This is a genomic window from uncultured Alteromonas sp. (assembly GCF_963976965.1).
Lineage (GTDB): Bacteria > Pseudomonadota > Gammaproteobacteria > Enterobacterales > Alteromonadaceae > Alteromonas > Alteromonas naphthalenivorans.
Window position 1 is genome coordinate 21,458 of the sequence record NZ_CAXBMP010000009.1, and the last position, 18,392, is coordinate 39,849.

Consider the following 18,392-nt stretch of genomic DNA (forward strand, 5'->3'; position numbering starts at 1 on the left):
AAAAGGCGCCATATAGGCGCCTTAAACACACATGTATAACTTGTTTTTAGAACTTAGCGCGTAGCTGCACACCGAAGTAACGGTCTGCATCACGAGGGATTTGATAACGGAAGTTATCGCCGCTGTAGGTGGTTACATAGCTTTCGTCAGTTAAGTTCTTACCGATAAGGCTGATGCGGTAGTCATCATCTTGGAACGAAAACGCAAAGCTTGCATTCACAATAGCGTAGTCAGGTAATACTGCCGGGTCGTTTTCGGCGGCAAATGCACCAGGTGCACCCACGAACATTTCATCAGTGTAAACGTACGAGCCGTTTAAAATGATATCCATGTTGTCCATTTCCCAAATGTACTCACCGGTTACAGAGTATTTTAGGTCTGGAGAGAAAGGCAAGTCAGCGCCTGAACTACCAGTACAGGTTGGGTCACTAACTGGGCATAAGAACTCATCTACTTCAGCATCTACTTTCGATAAACCACCAGTTAACGAGAGGTTATCTGTTGCTTGCCACATGAAATCAAACTCGAAACCCTGTGTGGTGACCGACCCTGCATTGGTTAAGCGAGTGATAGTAACTGAATCAAGTAACTCTGAGTTATTTGCTTGAAAACCATCGATATCCGTTCTGAAAATAGCAGCGTTAAAGATTACGCTGCGGCTAGCGTACTTATAACCTAGCTCGTAAGCATCCGATGTTTCTTCACCAATAGGCAAGGTATCTGTGTCTGACATGTTGTAGAACACGTTAAACGCAGGGCCTTTGTAGCCTTGTGAGAAGGTGAAATAAGTCATGCTGTTATCAGTTAAGTCATACTGCACACCCAACTTGCCTGATACATTAGTTTCGTCAGTCTTGCCGCTGTAGTCAGTATCGAAGCTACGTACACCTACACCAGTACGGCTGTATTGGTCATTACTGCTTCGGTTATGTGAGTAGCTAACTTCATCATCGGTATAACGAATACCGAATAGCAGACGCAAGTCGTCATTAATATGGTATTTACCATCAGCAAATAATGCCCAGTTATCAAACTGCGTTTCCATGTAAGCGGTTGCGCTAACAATATCGTTTGAATTACAGCTAAGACCTTCATCAGCAATAAACTGGTTAACTTGATCGTCAGTTGGATCAGCTATACCTAAGGTGTCAGTTAAGTAAGCGCTGATAGCCTTAGGGAATTGTAAATCGTTATTTTGACAACTTGCATCACGGGTAAAGTTACGTTCAGATTTTTGTGTCCACCAGAACGCACCCACTTGATAATCGAATGCCTCACCCACAGGCGATGCTATGCGGAATTCTTGTGACGTTTGCTTCCAGTTTTGTGCGCCAATATCATGTAACTGAAACGGTTCGCCAAACACAGGGAAAGGACGGGTGCCCGCAGTTGAGGTGAAGTCACCTTCACGGAATTCTGTATTGTCCCAATCGCGGTAAGCCGTGATTGAAGTGAACTGATGGTCACCAAACATGGTGTCAACTTGCATTGAGAAACCTGTGGTTTCATCTAATGTGCGAGTTTCAAAGTCATGATCAATAAGGCGCTGTTCTAAATCTAAGTCACCAGTACCAGTACTGTTAGGTAGTGCTTCAGAATCAGGGTGACGACCACTTGGTGAAAGTTCTAAATCGGCACAACAGCTATCATCAGATTTCACGTTTTCAAAGATGAAAAGCACATCAGTGTCGTTACCCGCTTCCATATCAAGCATGGCACGAACGCCTTCTTTATCGTAGCCGTTGGTCATTTCATTGTTATAAACGTTTTTAATATAGCCGTCGAACTGTGATTTAAGTACGGTTAGGCTACCGTTTACATTATCGTTTAACGCACCAGATACACTGGTTTTTAAACGGTATTCATTGTCTTGAAACAAGGATACTTCCGCAGTGCCTTCAAATTCATCAGAAGGGCGTTTAGTAGTAATGTTAACCACACCGGCAGACGCATTTTTACCAAACAAGGTACCCTGCGGGCCACGTAATACTTCAATGCGCTCAAGGTCATATAAGTCAACAAACGCTTGACCGGCACGGCCTAACACAACGCCGTCTACTACTGTAGAGACACTCGGCTCAGCAGCCACACTAAATGAAATAGTCCCAATACCACGAACGGTAATGGCGGAGTTCCGAGTGGTGTTACCTTTTCGGAAACTGACCGATGGTACTAATGCTTGTAGACCTTCAATGTTGTTAGAAAATGCAGCGTTAATTTGGTCTTCGCGTAAAACAGAAACCGCAACCGGCACTTCATTTAAGCTTTCTACACGCTTTTGTGAGGTAACGGTTATTTTTTCGAGCCCTTTAGGCTCAGCAGGTTCTGCTTCTTGTGCGCTGGCAGCAAAGCCAATGGTCATACAAGTACCAATGGCTAATGCCCGAGTAATACTTGAATGTAGTGTGCTAGGTCTTAGTAACATGGTGTTCTCCACGAATTCTTTTTTATGGGTTTAGTCCAGTTATATTTGCCGTGTGTCCGACGGTCTTCTCTTCAATTTCGCTTACGTTGTAGTTAACGCGTAATGCCTGTTTATCTTTTTGTCTTGCTCATTTGTCTTATATAAGACAGAAGATAGTCAAAATTTAACCAAAAAGTAAATCAATTGGAATCTTTTTGTTAATTAAGTGTTTGGTGGATGCAAAGTCAGTTTGAATTTGATTTGTTTTGGTTAAGTGTATGTTATTTATGGGGTTAAGTTTGTTAGTGGTGGATTTTGTTAGTTCGTAAATAGTCGTTATATGTTTTATTTATACAAGTTTATAACAATAAGGCTGCTGGTTTGTCTTGCATTAGACCGGTAAATTTAGGGGGTGTAGAGGCATAAAAGTAGGGTGGGCCAAATTTAATACGTAATTTGGTTAATGTGCTTTTAATGCTATCCCTAAAGTGTCACAGTTATGTGAGCATAATTATTGATTTAACTAGGAATATCAAAATGTATGGAAGGAAGTTAGGTATGGGTGTTAGTAAAAGTATTTTGTTTAAAGGCCTATGTATTGTGTTATGCATAGGTAGTGCGACAGGCAGTTATGCAGAGAATAGAATTGATACTCAACGCTCTGATGCACCAGCACTTTCAGCCTATGGCGAGTATGCTATTGGGGTTCGCAAGCTTGAGGTGGTCAACCCTAAGCAGATTGATATTCTTGCTCTTGATGCTACTAAGGCTAAGCCAAACCCACTTCCTACTTATGACCGCCCACTAACCCTAGAGGTTTGGTATCCGGCAGAGCAGGGTAGTACTGGCAATACAGTGTTAAACGCATTTATTCGCGATGGCAAACAGCAGGTTGAATTGCATGGTAAAGCGGTAAGAGATGCTGCGCCTTTAGAAACGAAAAAAGCCTTTCCATTAGTATTGGTATCTCATGGATATCCCGGTAACCGTTTTTTATTAGCGCATTTAGCGGAAAATATCGCTTCTAAAGGCTATGTAGTGGTATCGATTGACCACACCGACTCTACCTATCGTACACAAGCGGCCTTTGCATCTACGTTAGTGAATCGCTCTGTCGATCAGTTATTCGTGCTATCGCAAATTGAAACCATGGCAAAAGAGGAAGGTTCATTCTTATACCAATTAGCCGATGCCAGTAACACAGGTATTATTGGCTATTCTATGGGGGGATATGGTGCGGTAATTAACGCGGGTGCTGGCATTACCGAACAAGCGGTAAATAGCAAGCTGAGTGCGCCCTTTGGTACCTTGGCTCGCCATCAAACTGGTATTAGAGACAAGGTCGACTCTCGTGTCAAAACGATTATTGGTTTTGCGCCTTGGGGTATGAATTACCGTATGTTTAATTTAGACAGTGTGGCTATTCCTATGATGCTGGTGGCAGGTTCACAAGATGATGTGTCAGGGTATAAAAAAGGCGTGCGAGCCATTTGGGAAGGTGCAAAAAACGTAGATCGCACCTTGCTAACCTACGACAACGCAAACCACAATGCAGGTGCAGTTATGCCAGCGCCTGAAGAGTCTTTTGTATTTGATGAAGCACTAGGTTTTGATGTGAGTTCACACTATATCGACGCGGTATGGAATAACGCACGCATGAACAATATTGCACAGCACTTTGTTACCGCATGGTTAGGTAAATACCTTAAAAACGATAGTGGAATGCAAGCTTATTTAGACCTAGTACCAGTATCAAATGACGGCGTGTGGGCCATGGATGAAGATGGAAAACCGAAGGCAGAACATACTTATTGGGAAGGCTTCCCTCATCGCACTGCAAAAGGCTTGAGATTAGAGCAACTGCCAGCGGGGCAATAGTACCCTCGAAGTTTATACGGCGGCTCTTGCGTAGCCACGTGAAAAATTAACAATAAAAAAAGCGGCGTAGAGGTTTATTTCTACGCCGCTTTTATTTTTTTAGTTAGTGCTTTTAACTATGACTTCTAAACTATAACTTCTAACCTATTACCTCTAAATACGGCCTTCAGGCGTAAAGGATTAGAAGGTGTAGCGCGCACCGAAAGTGTAGCGAGGACCATATTGACGAGCAAATAAGAACTGCTCTTCAAAACGTCCGTAACCTTGTTCAGTTTCATCGTTAATGTTTACGCCTTCAAGGAACACGGTTAGGTTTTCGTTCACATCGTAGTTTACGCTGGCATCAACCTGTCCATAAGTATCGAACTGGGTTGCTGGGTTATCTGCAGAGCCTTGGTCTTGACCAATACCAACTATGTAGTCAGAACGCCATGCATACGTCACCTTCACAGATAAGCCTTCTTTTTCATAAAACACTTGGAAGTTAGCTGAATCACTAATACCCACAAGCGGATTTTGCTCAGAGCTTAAGTCGTAAGGGTCATACTTCACATCGCCATCTACTAAGGTTGCGTTTGCACCTACACCAAAGCCAGTATCACCAAATGTATGTTGAACCGCGAGTTCAATACCCTCTACCGTTCGTGTATCGCTTAGGTTACGAGGTTTGGTTACACGCCATGTAATTAAGGGGTCATCTGCGTTAGGAGTTACTACGCCATCGGCATCTGCATAGCCGTTATCTACAAAGTATCCATAGATAGCACTGTCAGTTGCTTGCACGCCTGCTGCTTCTAACGCTGATACTGCTTCGTTCCAACGAGGACCTTGATAAATATCGTTCAAGCCTTCGAAGGTTTCTTCAGATGCTGAATACGAAATATAGTTTTTAACTGACTTTCTAAATAAACCGACAGACGCGTAACTGGCTTCGTCGTAGTACCATTCAAAAGAAAGGTCTAAGTTAGTTGATTCGTAAGGTAACAAGCTTGTATTGCCTTCTGTTGCCGTACGAGAACCAATTTTAGGGCTTCCGCTGAATGAACGGCCACCTTGTAGTAGACCGATAGGCGCACGAGTAATCGATTTACCCCATGAGAAACGGGCTACTACGTCGTCGGTGACGTCTACTTTAATATCCAACATCGGTAGCAATACATCGTACTCACCCGTAAAGTCTTGAAGCTGTAAGTCAGCCTCAAATTGGGTTATCCATTCTGACGCTGCTACCCAGTTAACTTGAGTTGGCACGCGAACTTCTGCGGCACTAGGTACTTCCGTTTCTTCATAGCGCAGGCCAGCGTTTACTTGAACATAGTAATCGCTAACTTCGAATTCCCACTCTGATTGTACATAAATAGAGTCGGTGGTCTCTTCAACATTACTCACTGACGGATCGCCACTGAAATAAGGGTCAATCGAGTAAGCGTTACTTTCACCTACCACGTCAGCGGTAAGGTAAGCTAGCTGACGAGCAACGGCTTCATCAAAGTCAAACGTGTAATAGTACCCAGGATTCATGCTAGCGCCGCCACCAGAGAATGCGTCTAGGAAGCCGCTGGTGTCGTTTCTGACGAACATATCGTCTGGGAATATTTCAGTGTAAGAAGGGCTGAAGCCCGGCCCGCCACGCAAGCCACTCCATGCGGTAAATCCTGTTAAGGTTTGCTCAGTTCGTGCATAACCAAAATCAATTTTTACCAATGGAATATCAAAGGCTGAGTTGAACCAGGTTCCGTCTAACTGAAGCTGCTCGATGTCAGAGCGGCCTGGAGAATAGATGAACTGGCTGAAGTTAGAATCAATTTCACCTGGGTTAATTTCGTTCGTGCCGTTATTCCAGTTAACAAAAACTTGTGGAATTTCACCTTCACGGTAGTCATATACCTTAGAGATAAGTTGATCAGAACCCAAAATAACTTGGCCTGCACTACCTAACCCTTCATCGTAGCCATTGTCGGTTTCATTGTACGAATCATGGTAATCAAGAGTGAAAAACCAGTCGTCATTCAATTCCCAATCTAAATTTACACCTAAAGAGCGTGCATCAACCCGTGTTGTATTTCTGCTTGCAGTAAATGAAGCATCGTCGCCGCTAATATCAGCATAAACGGCGGTACCATTGGCATCTAACTCGTAAGCATTGATGTTAGAGCCAAAGTTATTCCATATACCCCAGCCAACCGTATTTGTGCCAGTTGTGGCGCGAGTAGCGGTGTAATCAACAGTAGCAGTGAAATTATCTACAGGGCGGAATTGAAAGGTAACTTGACCATTTGAGCGTTCGCGCTGTATATCATTAATGCTGTAGTTCATATCTTTTGGAAAGAAGGCAGCATCAGTGATATTGGTACGATTATCGATAACGTTAGCAGCATCTAAATCTGGTAAATCTGCGTTTTCTTGCAACACCCAACCTTGAACACTGGCAGCCTGTTGTTGGAAATCACGTTCTTGATGAGAAAAAGACACCCCAAAACCAAACATATCGTCAGCGAAGGTGTTGCTGTAGACCCCAGCAATTTCTGGTGTTACATCATCGCCTTCAACATTAGAGGTGTCGTAAATGCCCTTCGCCGAAAACGAGGCTTGTTGACCAGGGCGAGAAAGAGGCTTCATGGTAATGATATTTACCGTAGCACCTAACCCACCACTTGGGTTTTCAGCACGGGCTGTCTTGTGTAGCTCAAGAGTACTCACCCCTTCAGATGACAAGTTCTCTAAGTTAAATGAACGGGTGAAGCCGGTACCTGGCATTTGACGACCGTTAAGTGTCACCAAGTTAAATTCTGGGCCAAAACCACGAACGGTAATTTGGCTACCTTCACCGTTAGAACGGCTGATAGTCACACCGGTAATGCGCTGTAACGATTCCGCAAGGTTAGTATCTGGAAACTTACCTAATTCTTCTGCCGAGATGGCATCTACAACGCCGCTTGAGCTGCGTTTTACGTCCATTGAACGAATCATACTGCCGCGAATACCGCTAACCTGAATAACTTCAACTTCACTTGGTACGCTATTGTCAGAGGCCGCAGCTTCTGACGTTTGCGTTTCTGGTCTTTCTACTTCTTGCGCAGAAGTAGAAAATGCCAAAGTTGAACCCAACAACAAAGCCATTGATGTGGCGAGCTGGGTCTTTTTAAATGTTGTATTTTTCATAATTGACCTACTAAATCTTTATCAATTTATTGCTGCCGCTTGAGTGTGCAAGCGGCAGAAGCTTTGTTATTGCGCTGCAATTTCAGCATTATCTATACGGTATACCGCACCTTCACCGGCGCCCCACGCTGGGAACACCATCACAACATCGATAGCGCTGATGTCTAGCCCAGCGTCATACAAGGTTTGAAGTGGAAAGGTGTAGGTCTGCCATTCGCCAGTAATTGGATCTGCGCCTTCAAGGCTCTCTGAAATAGCAAGCTCAACGGCGGTTGAGGTATCGCCTGATTCAATCTTAAAGAGCCAAGGTGCTGATGCATCGTTAGGCGCCGAGCTTACTTTCATTTCGAAGCGCACTACGCCTGTTGAAAGCAATGAAGAGGCATCAAAATAAACATCGTCGTCGGCAAGAAAGCCCATTACGGTAGGTGTCGCACCAATACGGAATTCTGCCACTGTGCCGTGGTCGGCATCATCCACTTCTTCTGTGGGTGTAGAGCCGCCGCAGCAATCCCAAATTGACCATTGGTCAGCCGCTGTATCAGCGAATATAGTTAATTCGGTTGCAGCAGGGGTGTCGCCATCTGGGTGGTAAAACTTAACATTATCTAAGCGATATACCGCGCCTTCACCTGCTGCCCAAGTTGGAAATACCATAATCACATCAATGGCACTTAGGTCTAGGCCAGCAGCTTGTAGGTCAGCAATAGGAAAGGTATAGGTTTGCCATTCACCAGCAGTTGGCGCTTGTCCTTCAACGCTGTCAGAGATAGGTAACTCAACCGCAGTGGCACCGTCGCTAGACTCAACTTTAAATAACCAGCTGGCACTTGCGTCGTTTGGCATGCTAACAACGCGCATATCGAATTGCAGTAAACCGCCATCTGCTAAGGCAGAAGCATCAAATGGCGTGTCGCCACCGCCTGACGCTGAACGGGTGATAAAGCCCATAACAGTAGGTTCTGCGCCAATACGAAACTCGGCTGTTAAACCATGTTCTTCATTATCGATTTCTTCTGTAGGAGTTGAACCGCCACAGCAATCCCACATCGGCCAGTCTGGATTCATTTCATCTTCGAATATCACCAACTCTGGGTACGCAGACTCTTGCGAAATTTCAACATTGTTTACACGGTATACCGCACCTTCACCGGCACCCCATGCTGGGAATATCATGATGACATCAATAGCGCTGGTGTCTAAACCGGCATCAGCTAAAGCACTTAATGGAAACTCATATGACTCCCATACGCCTTGCTCAGGTGTATCGCCAGCGGTATCAGCAGGACCGACATAGCCAGTCATTAAAGGTAGCTCGACGGCGGTAGAGCCTTCACTACTTTCAATCTTAAACAACCAAGTAGCAGTGGTGTCGTTAGGGGCTGACATCATCTTCAGGTCGAATTTTACGCTACCGTTTTCTTCCATAGGCGAGGCATCGAAGGGTGATGCTTGACCTGCTGGCTCGGTAATAAATAACTCGCGACTAATAAAGCCCATGACAGTAGGTTCTGCACCAATGCTGAATTCATATACCTGACCTTCAGCGCTATCTTCTACTAACGCAGGTGTTGAACCACCGCAGCAATCCCATACTGGCCAATTAGGGTTGGTGGTACCGTCAAAAATAGTCAGGTTTTCTGCAATACCTGTTGAAGGTGGTGATGGAATTGGAGCGGCACCTTCTACAAGCGCATCGTCAAGTGAGTCGTAGCCTGGACGAACCGTTTCACAGCCAGCACCGGTATCTGGGTTTGAGGCACATTCATAAACCCGAACATAGTCGATATCAAAGCGCTGGCCATTTTCAAATGCTTCTGCATCAATGCCCGTTTCGTTGACCGCTTCAGGCCACTCTCCACCTACCGCTAAGTTTAGAATTAAGTAAAACTCTTGGTCATATGGTGCGTTATCCCAATGGGTAACTAGCTCACCCGTACCTTGTTCGAAGTATTCGGTGTACCAACCACGATGTGACAAGCCAGTGGCTTCGCCATTACTGTTGTAACGTACTTCAGAACGACGCTGGGTGGCATACAAGTAGTCGTCCATATACCAACGAATTTCACCTTCTTGCCACTCTATCGCGTAGGTATGAAAGTCATCTGCTGGGTTAGCGCCATCAGGCAATGAATAAGCTTGGCCTGAACTGTCGTTGTTTGGCCATTCTTGACCATAATGTAATGTGCCGTAGATATGCGCTTCAGGGTTGCCATCTGCATCTGCTGCTTTAAGGTTAACCGCTTCAAAAATATCGATTTCACCCGAACGCGGCCAGCCACCATACACTTCGTCAGTAGGCATCATCCAAAAAGCTGGCCAACTGCCTTGACCCGATGGCATTTTGGCGCGCATTTCAATGCGGCCGTATTTAAAATCTGCTTTGTAACGAGTAATTAAACGGGCTGATGTATAAGGCTTTTGTGCACCCTCTTCAGCGGGTAATGCAACAATGCTCAATGCACCATCACTAACGAATGCGTTTTCCTCGCTGTCGGTATAGCACTGAGCTTCATTATTGCCACCACCATCGCAGTTAACTTCACGTGTCCAGTTGTTATCGTCAATGGTCGCATTTTCGAATTCGTCGCTCCACACTAGTTCCCAGCCTGTTGCAGGGGCGCTAGTGTCAACGGCGTCTATATCCGTAGAAGTGGTTGCTCCACCACCACAGCCAATCAAAGTTGTGACCGTTAACGCGGCAGCAATCCGAGAAAGTTGAGTTACATTTTTAGTCATTATCTTCAGCCCTAATGCTAAGTAAATGGTTATCTAAAACGCCGCGTTGACCACGTCGAGTTATGCTTTGTAAGCGCTTCCATTTAAAGTTGTTATTTTTCTGTTTGAAAGCGCTTACATAAGATTAATGCACGTTAATTGAAAGATCAACAACACTCTTTGATATTTTTAACATTTGGTTTACTTGATGTGGGTGTGTTTACGTGAGGAGTGATTTTAACTTTATGTTATATATGAGTTTTATTTGGTGTGAAGCAAAATCACAGCAATTAGTACAAAAAATTAACCTTGTATTCAGGCGAATAAAAATAAAATGTTAATTGTTTAGTCGAAAGGTTTTTGGCAAAAACTGCTTAGAAATATTGCATCAGAAAACGTGTAGGTTAGCTGCTTCGATTAAAGCCTCTATTGTTTTGTTAGTAAGCTTTCACGAGTGACGGAAAGCGGGCCGCTACGGTATTTTGCATCGTAATAATCATCATCACAAACTGATGTCGCGCCCGCGGGAGCGACAAGGCGGTAAAACGAAGGAGACGCATGGTTATTAGGCAATAGCATCAGTTCAGGGTGCTCGATAAAAATCATGGGATTAATTGAGCTAAGGGCTTGATAGGCGGCAAGCTGACATAGGCGTTCGGCGGAACTGGATTCTATTTGACGAAGTGAGCTCTGAATAAGTTCTTGTATATCCTCTAATACAGACTCTAATCGCCAATGCTCACCGGTATATCGCGCTGATGGGCTTATGAATGCGTGACTAAAGGCTGGGTGTTGATTGAGTTTTTGTAATATCATTTTGGCTTCGCTAAATAGGTCAAACCTGCCTACCGTTACATAGGTTAATGCTGCACTATGATTGCGATGAAATTGAATAGACTCAGGTGCTATGGGTAAATGCTTCATCACTTCAAAAATAGAGCGAGAATGCCTGAATATACCAATTTGAATTTCATATTTGTGGAGGGTATCTGGGTTTGAAACAGGCTCAACGGTTGCAGAATGGTATGCAAGGTTTTCGTTAGATGAAGATGCTTCTCGCGCAAGCAAAATATCATCTATAAAAACAGAATCGCCTTGTGCTAGGGCGGTAAATGAAAGCGTACTGGTTTGAATCGTTAAGCCTTTCTGAATGAGGTAATCCTTATCTATTTCAATGCGATACTCACCAGGGGGAATAGCGTTAACATAGAAATAGCCATCGCTCTCTGTTCGCGTTTTAACGACGATTTGTTCAGTATTATCGATAAGTGCTATGTCAACATAACCCGCTCCACGGCTAGACGAATCACCGATTACGTAAATAGTGCCCTCAACATCATTAAAGGTATGTACTGGGAATTGAGTTTTATTAACCCCGCCGGCGTGGGTCAGTATTTGTACTTTGCCAGAGGCTGGCAACATATATGGGTCAGGAAGCGAATCTGGTTTTAAGGTGAGGTTTTGTACTCTGGCCCCAGTATTGAGCCTAACCATTCCATTTGCATCGGTACTTTTATCACGCCATAGTGAGCTTCCCGTAAACGTAACGCCTTCTATAGGCATTTCGTTAGGGTCTTTACGTAAATTTCTATTATCGTCTAGGTAGGCAAATGCATCTATGCGTCCAGCGGTGGCCCCCGCTGAGCGTTCAAAATTCAAACTTTGCGTATACGGGTTAACATTCGTATTGCCGGTTAAGGAAAGGTTTACTGACCAATCTCCGCCCTCCATTACGCTGGCTGCCAACCCAATATTTAACGACTCAAAGCGCCAGTTGTGTTGGTGTCTAATTTCCAAGACATTGTCAGTATCTCTTCTATAACGTATGCGAGTTTCTCGATGTTGGGTGAGCGATTGTGGCCACCGCATCGACACATAGAAATTGTCGGTTGAAAAGCGATCTGAAGGAATAAAGTTCCAAGCACTAGAAAGGTTCCATCCATTAACGTCTTTGGCGTAATACAATCGGCCAGTGACCGCATCGCTACTATTGTTAGAGACGCTGACCCCTGAAGCAAAAGTCCCCCCCAGAAAGTTGTCATTTAAATTCACGTTAAAAGCACTTTGGGGTTCATCGAATTCATAGGCTCGGTGGGTCATACTGGCGTTCCAACCAAAGCGCCCAAACCACTCAGTTTTACCGTTCAAACGTAACGAGGAAATGTGCTTAATATCCTCGCCTTGTGAGTATGCATCGCTATAAAAATTGTTAAAGTAACGGGTAGAAAAGTTCAAGTTGAGGTTATTGCTGAACCTGCCGTTCCAACCTAAAAACATACCATAACCACCCGTATCCTTATCTGACACCTCAAATTTGAGTGCCGAGCCGAAAAGTTGGGTATTGATACCGGCTGTGACATACGAGGCAATTTCATCTTCCAGCCAAAGACGTTGAACGCTAGCAGATAATGTTGCGCTATCCGTGAGGCCATAGCCGAGCCGGGCGACAGTGGCTTTTCCTATTCCTGTGGTAGATACTTGACCATCCAGTAAGCGAAATTGATTGTCGGTAAGCCCAAATAAAAAATCGAATTTTCCCTGCCTTAGCTGGTTATTACCCACATTGACGGTTTTAGTTCGAACCTCTTGCTGACCTTCAGGCCCATATAGCTTCAACTCGAATAAGTTTGCGCCATAGAAGGTTTCTATATCTTCGAAAAGTACCTTATTCTCCTCGTTACTGAATTGCTCATCGATAAATTGTCCATTTCTGAAAAGTTGTATCCGCCAGCCGGGTAATACGAACTCTTCAATACTAGTGCTTGAAAAACTGCGCCGCTGCCGTGTATCCCCATTATGTACAATCAAGCCGAGTGACTGTCCAGAGCGTGTAACCAGTTCATCTCTTTGCAGCTGTATATCGCCAAACTCATAGGCAAAGTTGTCTAAGGCGTTATCAGAACCTTGGTAGTTTTCGTTTAAGGTTTTGCCAAATCGCAGGTAATGGACACTGGTGTCATCAACTCTGCTCACACGTAGGTTTGCTGAATGATATAAGAAATCGAACCCTGCGTTTATATTGGCTGAAAAACGATTATCGCTGGTCGCACTATCTTGTTTTGATAGGCGGTAGGTAACCAGTGGCGAAGTGAAGAACTGATATTGATCTTCAACCACTTTACTTACAGGCACTACGCTAGGCTTAAAGTGTAGCTGCGGATTATCAGCGCTTACGTTTGAAGATGAATTTAGGGGAAGACGGCCAGTGAGGTTGAGCTGAAGCAACGTATAATTAAACGTTTGTTCAATCTGCAATAAAGCCGCAATCATGCGTGTATCGATATAGATATCAAAATCATCGGCTGCCCAAAGAAACGTATCAGGCGGCGTATTACTAAGAGTAGGCAAGGCTTGATTGAATGCATAGTTGAAGCTGCAGAAATCGTCATTACCTTGAGATTGTATAATTCCTTGAGTCATTGATATTTCCCAGTCTAGGGAAAGCGCGTCAGCGAACAGAGATGCGGGAACTAGGTATCGTTCACCAACAGGGTAAACGTCAAAGCCATCCCATAGGGGACGACCGTTAAGGCGTAATACACTGATTAATAATTGGTCTTCGTCCAATGCCACCCGAGCCGTTGAAGAAATGGGAGGACAGGGTTCCGCCCAAGAGACGAACACCGTAAGACACAAGAATATGAAGGATAGTATCCTCATGACACGTTAGCAGGCTGCTATTTTATAACGTGTTCAATAGATAGCGCTATATCGCCACCAAATTTATCAATTTCAGTAAACCGAATAACAACGGGCCCTTTTTTGGCGTTTTGCAAGGGAATCAGTACTTTTCGACGTTCAAGAGGGCGATAGACTGCTACGTTATTCAGTACACCGATCTCTTCCCCATTCGCATCCTCTATTATGAAGTTCCCGAATAGCGAACGATTGCCTGAACGTTTTAGCCAAACTTGTACGTGTGGCTTCCCGTTATAAATAATGGTGGAAGGATTCACCATTGAAGCTTCAGCGGTAATGCGTCCATGACGCACTATAATCGGAATATTGTATGCAAGTTTGCTGGCAAGGTTTACATTCCCGTTTGTACCAGGCGCTATTTCTGTTACTAAGCGAAGATTAGCGCGGTACTCGCCATCAGCAAGTCCAGCAGGCTTTCGTAACGCGAAGCGCAGCGCTTGACGCTCTCCGGGTAGAATATTGCCGCGTTTTGGAGAATATCTAATAAACGTTGATGCTGTAAGCGGGTCTTCTGTGACCGCGTACACTAATCCCTCCTCAGTCATCGCATTAATAGATAACTCTGCTTGGTAAGACATTGGCGTTGAGCTTGTGTTACGTATTTGGATAGAGTCTGAGCGAGATTTTGAATCAAAATAAATGCGAAATTTAGATAGCGAAACATCTGCATTAGCCACACTGGAAAAAAATAGAGCAACAGAGATAACAAGAAAAATAGAAAGGCGAATGGGTGTTAACAGCCGTATCAGTATCATATTTACTTCTGATTTCGAGTATAGAAAAGAATAGGCGAACGCAGCTCGCTCGCCTCGAACGATTACTGGAACGTAACGTCAACTATATAGTTAGCTGTATAAGAGTCGCCTGGCGATAACGCCGAGTCCACAGTCATGTCACCATATACATCGATAGTAAGATCTGTACCTGATGCGTCTGTAGTAACCGCAGTCAATGTGCCGTCTGCGATATTGTCGTGTGTTGCCACAGCTGAATTGATGTCGTAGTTCGCTTCAAAAGTCACATTGGTGCCAGATGCACCTGTCACTGTTACATTCACAGGAACATTCGAAGCTAAGCCTGATACCGTAATTAGACCAATAGCAATGTTAGCATTAGAAACATCGCAATCGCCCGATACTAAGCCCGCATCATTCATGGTACACACAGAGCCTACCGTCGGTTGCATTGCACCGAAGTGAAGCGTAGCAGTCTCTGCAATAGTGGCATCGGACATCGCGTCTACATTCGCTTGAAATGTTTCACTTGCTGCAAGTGTTGACGCAGAGATAGTAGAAAGTAGCGCTATTGTCATTATTCTTTTTTCATTTTGTTTCCTCTCATACCTTTAGTCGGGGCTGTCTAACGAAATAGATTACAATTGTTCTAAAATCAGTGAGTTGCTTTGAAGTTATTATTCGAACCCAATTGACAGCGAAAATATATAACCACAGTCTTTACCCTTTTAAAAGGCGTTAAACCTCATGCTTACTTATTGAATTTAATAACTATTATCGAGATGAAAAAAAGCAGATGTTCAACGTATTGATTATGTTTAAGTTTTTTTTAAGGTACTTTTTAAAGTTGTACTTTTGTATACAAGCATAAATTTTAAAATTTTCAATATTTTTTAAAAAAATTTTATTTGTGTGGGGTAGAGAGACGTTTTTAGTATTTTATTACGCACTTGAATGCTGACGGAAATTTATTATTGTGTTGTTGAGCGGACTTTAAACTGCATGTTTTTTTAACAAGTATCGTGTTTTCAAGGATGCGGTTTATAATTTCAGTATGCAGTGGACATGCTATTAAAGGAGTAACAAATAATGCACCATCATTCTCACGGTCATGCTCACGGACATAGCCATGCAGAAACTGATAGCACCCGTATAGGCTGGGCATTCTGGCTAAACTTCTGCTTTACCATCATAGAGTTTATCGGTGGGTGGTTAACTAACAGTGTTGCCATTATGGCCGATGCGGTGCACGATTTAGGTGATACCTTGTCTATTGGCCTTGCATGGTGCTTAAGTAAATTGGGTAATAAATCGGCTACCGACAAATACTCATATGGTTTTAAGCGATTGAGCCTCTTGGGCGCTATGATCAACGGGCTCATTCTTGTTGCAGGCTCAGCGTGGGTTTTATCAGAAGCTATTCCTCGGTTGGCGAACCCTGAAATGCCGATGACAGAGGGCATGATGGGCTTGGCAATAATGGGCATTTGCGTGAACGGATTTGCGGCTTATAAGTTAAGTGGCGGCCATTCAATGAATGAAAAGGTGCTCAACTGGCACCTTATTGAAGACACTATGGGCTGGGTAGCAGTACTCATTGTAGCTATCGTTTTACATTTTGTAGATTGGCCTATTCTCGACCCAATCCTATCTATTCTATTTACCCTATTTATCTTATTCAACGTGCTGAGATACGTAGTGCAAACCATGAAATTGTTTTTGCAAGGGTCGCCTGATGATACCCAGAAGCAGGCTATTTCTGATGTCTTGTTAAGCATTGAGCATGTTGAAGAGCTACATCATGTTCACTTTTGGTCTCTTGATGGCGAACAGCATGTGCTAACAGCGCACGTGGTAATTAATTGCAGCATTGATAACACTAAACTTCTGTCTCTAAAGCAAGAGGTGTCACATCGGTTAGCGCCGTTTAATTTGGCTCATACCACTATCGAATTTGAATTGCCTGGGGAGCCCTGTCGGGATGAAAGTGACAATTTACATGTTCATCCGCATCACCATGAACATGTTCATCTTAAATAACAAAGGCGGCCAAGGCCGCCTGTTTGTATTATGGGTGTGCTAAGCGTTTTAACCCTAGTTCGTATCTGGCACGCCACCACTTAAGGCTTATGCCGATGGCGACAAAGCAGGTGCTCCATAGCCCTACCAACGAGGGAATAAAGGCGTTGCTAATACCGCCCACGAAACCTACTGGTGAGAACATCAGGTACAAAGTAACAATTAAGCCAACCAGTATAATTGCGCAAGGAATAGCGTAGCGCCACGGTGTCATATCCACCTCTGCTTTAGGTACAAAGCGCCATGGCTTCGCCATAGGGTAGAAGTGACCGATGGCCAACATAATACCTAGCTCGATAGCAAATAAAATAGCGTAAATATGAATAAAGTTAATCTCTACTTGCCACACAAATTTCAATAAAGCGTAGGCAATTACGTGGAAGATAATGGCGACTTTGGCAGCAAGGGCAGGCACATTTTTAGTAAATAAACCAACTAGTACAATGGTAATAACGGGAATGTTATAAAAACCAGTAAAGATACGGATGATTTGCCACAACCCTTCTGGCGCCAGCATTAACAGCGGCGCAGTAATGAAAGACACCACAGCAATAACTAAACTGGTAATTTTGGCTACACGGATAAGCTGAGAATCACTCACCTTATCTTTCTTAAAGGGTTTGTATACGTCTAAACAAAACAGCGTGGCCGCACTATTTAATAGTGAGTTAAATGAGCTAAAAACCGCCCCTAATAATACGGCTAAGAAAAAACCAGACAAGTATTGTGGTAGCACTTCTTTCACTAAGTGGGGGTAAGCCAAGTCGATAGTTTGCAGGTTTTCATTTTGGTACAAGTGATACGCAATAACCCCGGGTAACATCATCATAAAGGGCACGAGTACTTTAAAGTATCCCGAAAACAACACGCCCTTTTGACCTTCAATTAAGTTCTTAGCACCAAGTGTGCGTTGAATCACGTATTGATTGGTACCCCAATAAAACAGGTTGGCCAATATCATACCGGTAAAAATAGTCCCGAAGGGCACGGGGTCATCCGCCCCACCTATGGCATTAAGCTTTTCAGTTTCGGTTGTTGCAATAGTGGTTAGGCCGGCCGCGAAGCTACCATCACCCAATGCAATTAAGCCTAAAATAGGCACCAATAACCCAACAATAAGAAGGCCCACACCGTTAATGGTATCTGACACTGCCACTGCTTTTAAACCGCCGAATATGGCGTACAAGGCACCGATACTGCCCACCATAATAATGGTGACAATAAGGCTGGCTTCATAACTTAAATTCAATAACCCAGGCACATCGAACAACCGAAGAACGGCAATAGAGCCTGAATAGAGCACTGAGGGAATAGTAATTAAGGTGTAACCCACCATAAATAACACCACGGTCATTCTTCTTACGTTATCGTCGAAACGGTCACGTAAAAATTCGGGTAGGGTGGAGAAGGCGCCCGCTAAATAGCGGGGCAAAAATATCAGCGCCATGATAATGGTAGAAATACCGGCGGTAACTTCCCATGCCATAGCACTTAAATTGTACCCAAACGCAGAGCCGTTAAGCCCAATAAGCTGCTCTGCAGACAGGTTGGTTAAGATCATCGAGCCCGCAATGAAGGTGCCGGTTAACCCCCGACCTGCTAAAAAATAGCCGTCTTGGGTATTCACTTCGCCTTTCGTTTTCATGTACGAAATAATGGCGACCACGGCCATAAAGGCCATGCAGGTCAGTAAGGTAAGCGTCACATTCATGCTAATA

At 44.0% G+C, this 18,392-nt stretch carries 9 protein-coding genes; 2 read left to right on the top strand and 7 right to left on the bottom strand.

Going from position 1 to position 18,392, the window contains the following annotated elements; all coding sequences use genetic code 11:
• Nucleotides 1-46: 46 nt before the first annotated feature.
• Complete coding sequence (locus tag AAC006_RS09085) at nt 47-2,425, bottom strand: TonB-dependent receptor (RefSeq protein WP_339891149.1); 2,379 nt, start codon at nt 2,423-2,425, stop codon at nt 47-49.
• Nucleotides 2,426-2,962: 537 nt separating this feature from the next.
• Between AAC006_RS09085 and AAC006_RS09090 the strand changes: the two genes are divergently transcribed.
• Complete coding sequence (locus AAC006_RS09090; RefSeq protein ID WP_126873864.1) at nt 2,963-4,282, top strand: dienelactone hydrolase; 1,320 nt, start codon at nt 2,963-2,965, stop codon at nt 4,280-4,282.
• Nucleotides 4,283-4,462: 180 nt separating this feature from the next.
• Here AAC006_RS09090 and AAC006_RS09095 read toward each other — a convergent pair whose 3' ends face one another.
• The 5 genes from AAC006_RS09095 to AAC006_RS09115 all read right to left on the bottom strand — a co-directional run bounded on the left by AAC006_RS09095 (nt 4,463) and on the right by AAC006_RS09115 (nt 15,173).
• A complete protein-coding gene (locus AAC006_RS09095) occupies nt 4,463-7,444 on the bottom strand; it encodes a TonB-dependent receptor (protein ID WP_126873863.1) in 2,982 nt (993 codons plus the stop codon).
• A 66-nt stretch (nt 7,445-7,510) separates the two neighbouring features.
• The gene (locus AAC006_RS09100) at nt 7,511-10,183 is read right to left on the bottom strand and encodes a glycoside hydrolase family 16 protein (RefSeq protein WP_126873862.1); all 2,673 of its coding nucleotides are present in this window, start codon (nt 10,181-10,183) and stop codon (nt 7,511-7,513) included.
• Between the two features lie 405 nt (nt 10,184-10,588).
• Nucleotides 10,589-13,729 carry a carboxypeptidase-like regulatory domain-containing protein gene (locus AAC006_RS09105; protein WP_126873861.1) on the bottom strand — a complete coding sequence of 1,047 codons (3,141 nt, stop codon included), beginning with the start codon at nt 13,727-13,729 and terminating at the stop codon, nt 10,589-10,591.
• Nucleotides 13,730-13,839: 110 nt separating this feature from the next.
• Nucleotides 13,840-14,616, bottom strand: coding sequence for a fimbria/pilus periplasmic chaperone (locus AAC006_RS09110; RefSeq protein WP_013786428.1), 777 nt, complete (start codon nt 14,614-14,616; stop codon nt 13,840-13,842).
• Between the two features lie 62 nt (nt 14,617-14,678).
• On the bottom strand, nt 14,679-15,173 hold the full coding sequence (locus AAC006_RS09115; protein WP_208806046.1) for a hypothetical protein: 495 nt from the start codon (nt 15,171-15,173) through the stop codon (nt 14,679-14,681).
• Nucleotides 15,174-15,684: 511 nt separating this feature from the next.
• On the opposite strand from AAC006_RS09115, the gene AAC006_RS09120 reads away from it, so the two are divergent.
• Nucleotides 15,685-16,635: a cation diffusion facilitator family transporter gene (locus tag AAC006_RS09120; protein ID WP_013786426.1), complete on the top strand. Its 951-nt coding sequence runs from the start codon at nt 15,685-15,687 to the stop codon at nt 16,633-16,635.
• 28 nt (nt 16,636-16,663) lie between these two features.
• On the opposite strand, the gene AAC006_RS09125 is transcribed toward AAC006_RS09120, so the two are convergent.
• On the bottom strand, nt 16,664-18,385 hold the full coding sequence (locus tag AAC006_RS09125; RefSeq protein ID WP_126873858.1) for a solute:sodium symporter family transporter: 1,722 nt from the start codon (nt 18,383-18,385) through the stop codon (nt 16,664-16,666).
• Between the last annotated feature and the right edge of the window lie 7 nt (nt 18,386-18,392).

Bases quoted from the DNA above. Each gene is read 5' to 3' on its own strand.
- AAC006_RS09100 (WP_126873862.1), bottom strand. From the start codon at position 10,183: ATGACTAAAAATGTAACTCAACTTTCTCGGATTGCTGCCGCGTTAACG.
- AAC006_RS09095 (WP_126873863.1), bottom strand. From the start codon at position 7,444: ATGAAAAATACAACATTTAAAAAGACCCAGCTCGCCACATCAATGGCT.
- AAC006_RS09120 (WP_013786426.1), top strand. From the start codon at position 15,685: ATGCACCATCATTCTCACGGTCATGCTCACGGACATAGCCATGCAGAA.
- AAC006_RS09125 (WP_126873858.1), bottom strand. From the start codon at position 18,385: ATGAATGTGACGCTTACCTTACTGACCTGCATGGCCTTTATGGCCGTG.
- AAC006_RS09115 (WP_208806046.1), bottom strand. From the start codon at position 15,173: ATGACAATAGCGCTACTTTCTACTATCTCTGCGTCAACACTTGCAGCA.
- AAC006_RS09110 (WP_013786428.1), bottom strand. From the start codon at position 14,616: ATGATACTGATACGGCTGTTAACACCCATTCGCCTTTCTATTTTTCTT.
- AAC006_RS09090 (WP_126873864.1), top strand. From the start codon at position 2,963: ATGGGTGTTAGTAAAAGTATTTTGTTTAAAGGCCTATGTATTGTGTTA.
- AAC006_RS09085 (WP_339891149.1), bottom strand. From the start codon at position 2,425: ATGTTACTAAGACCTAGCACACTACATTCAAGTATTACTCGGGCATTA.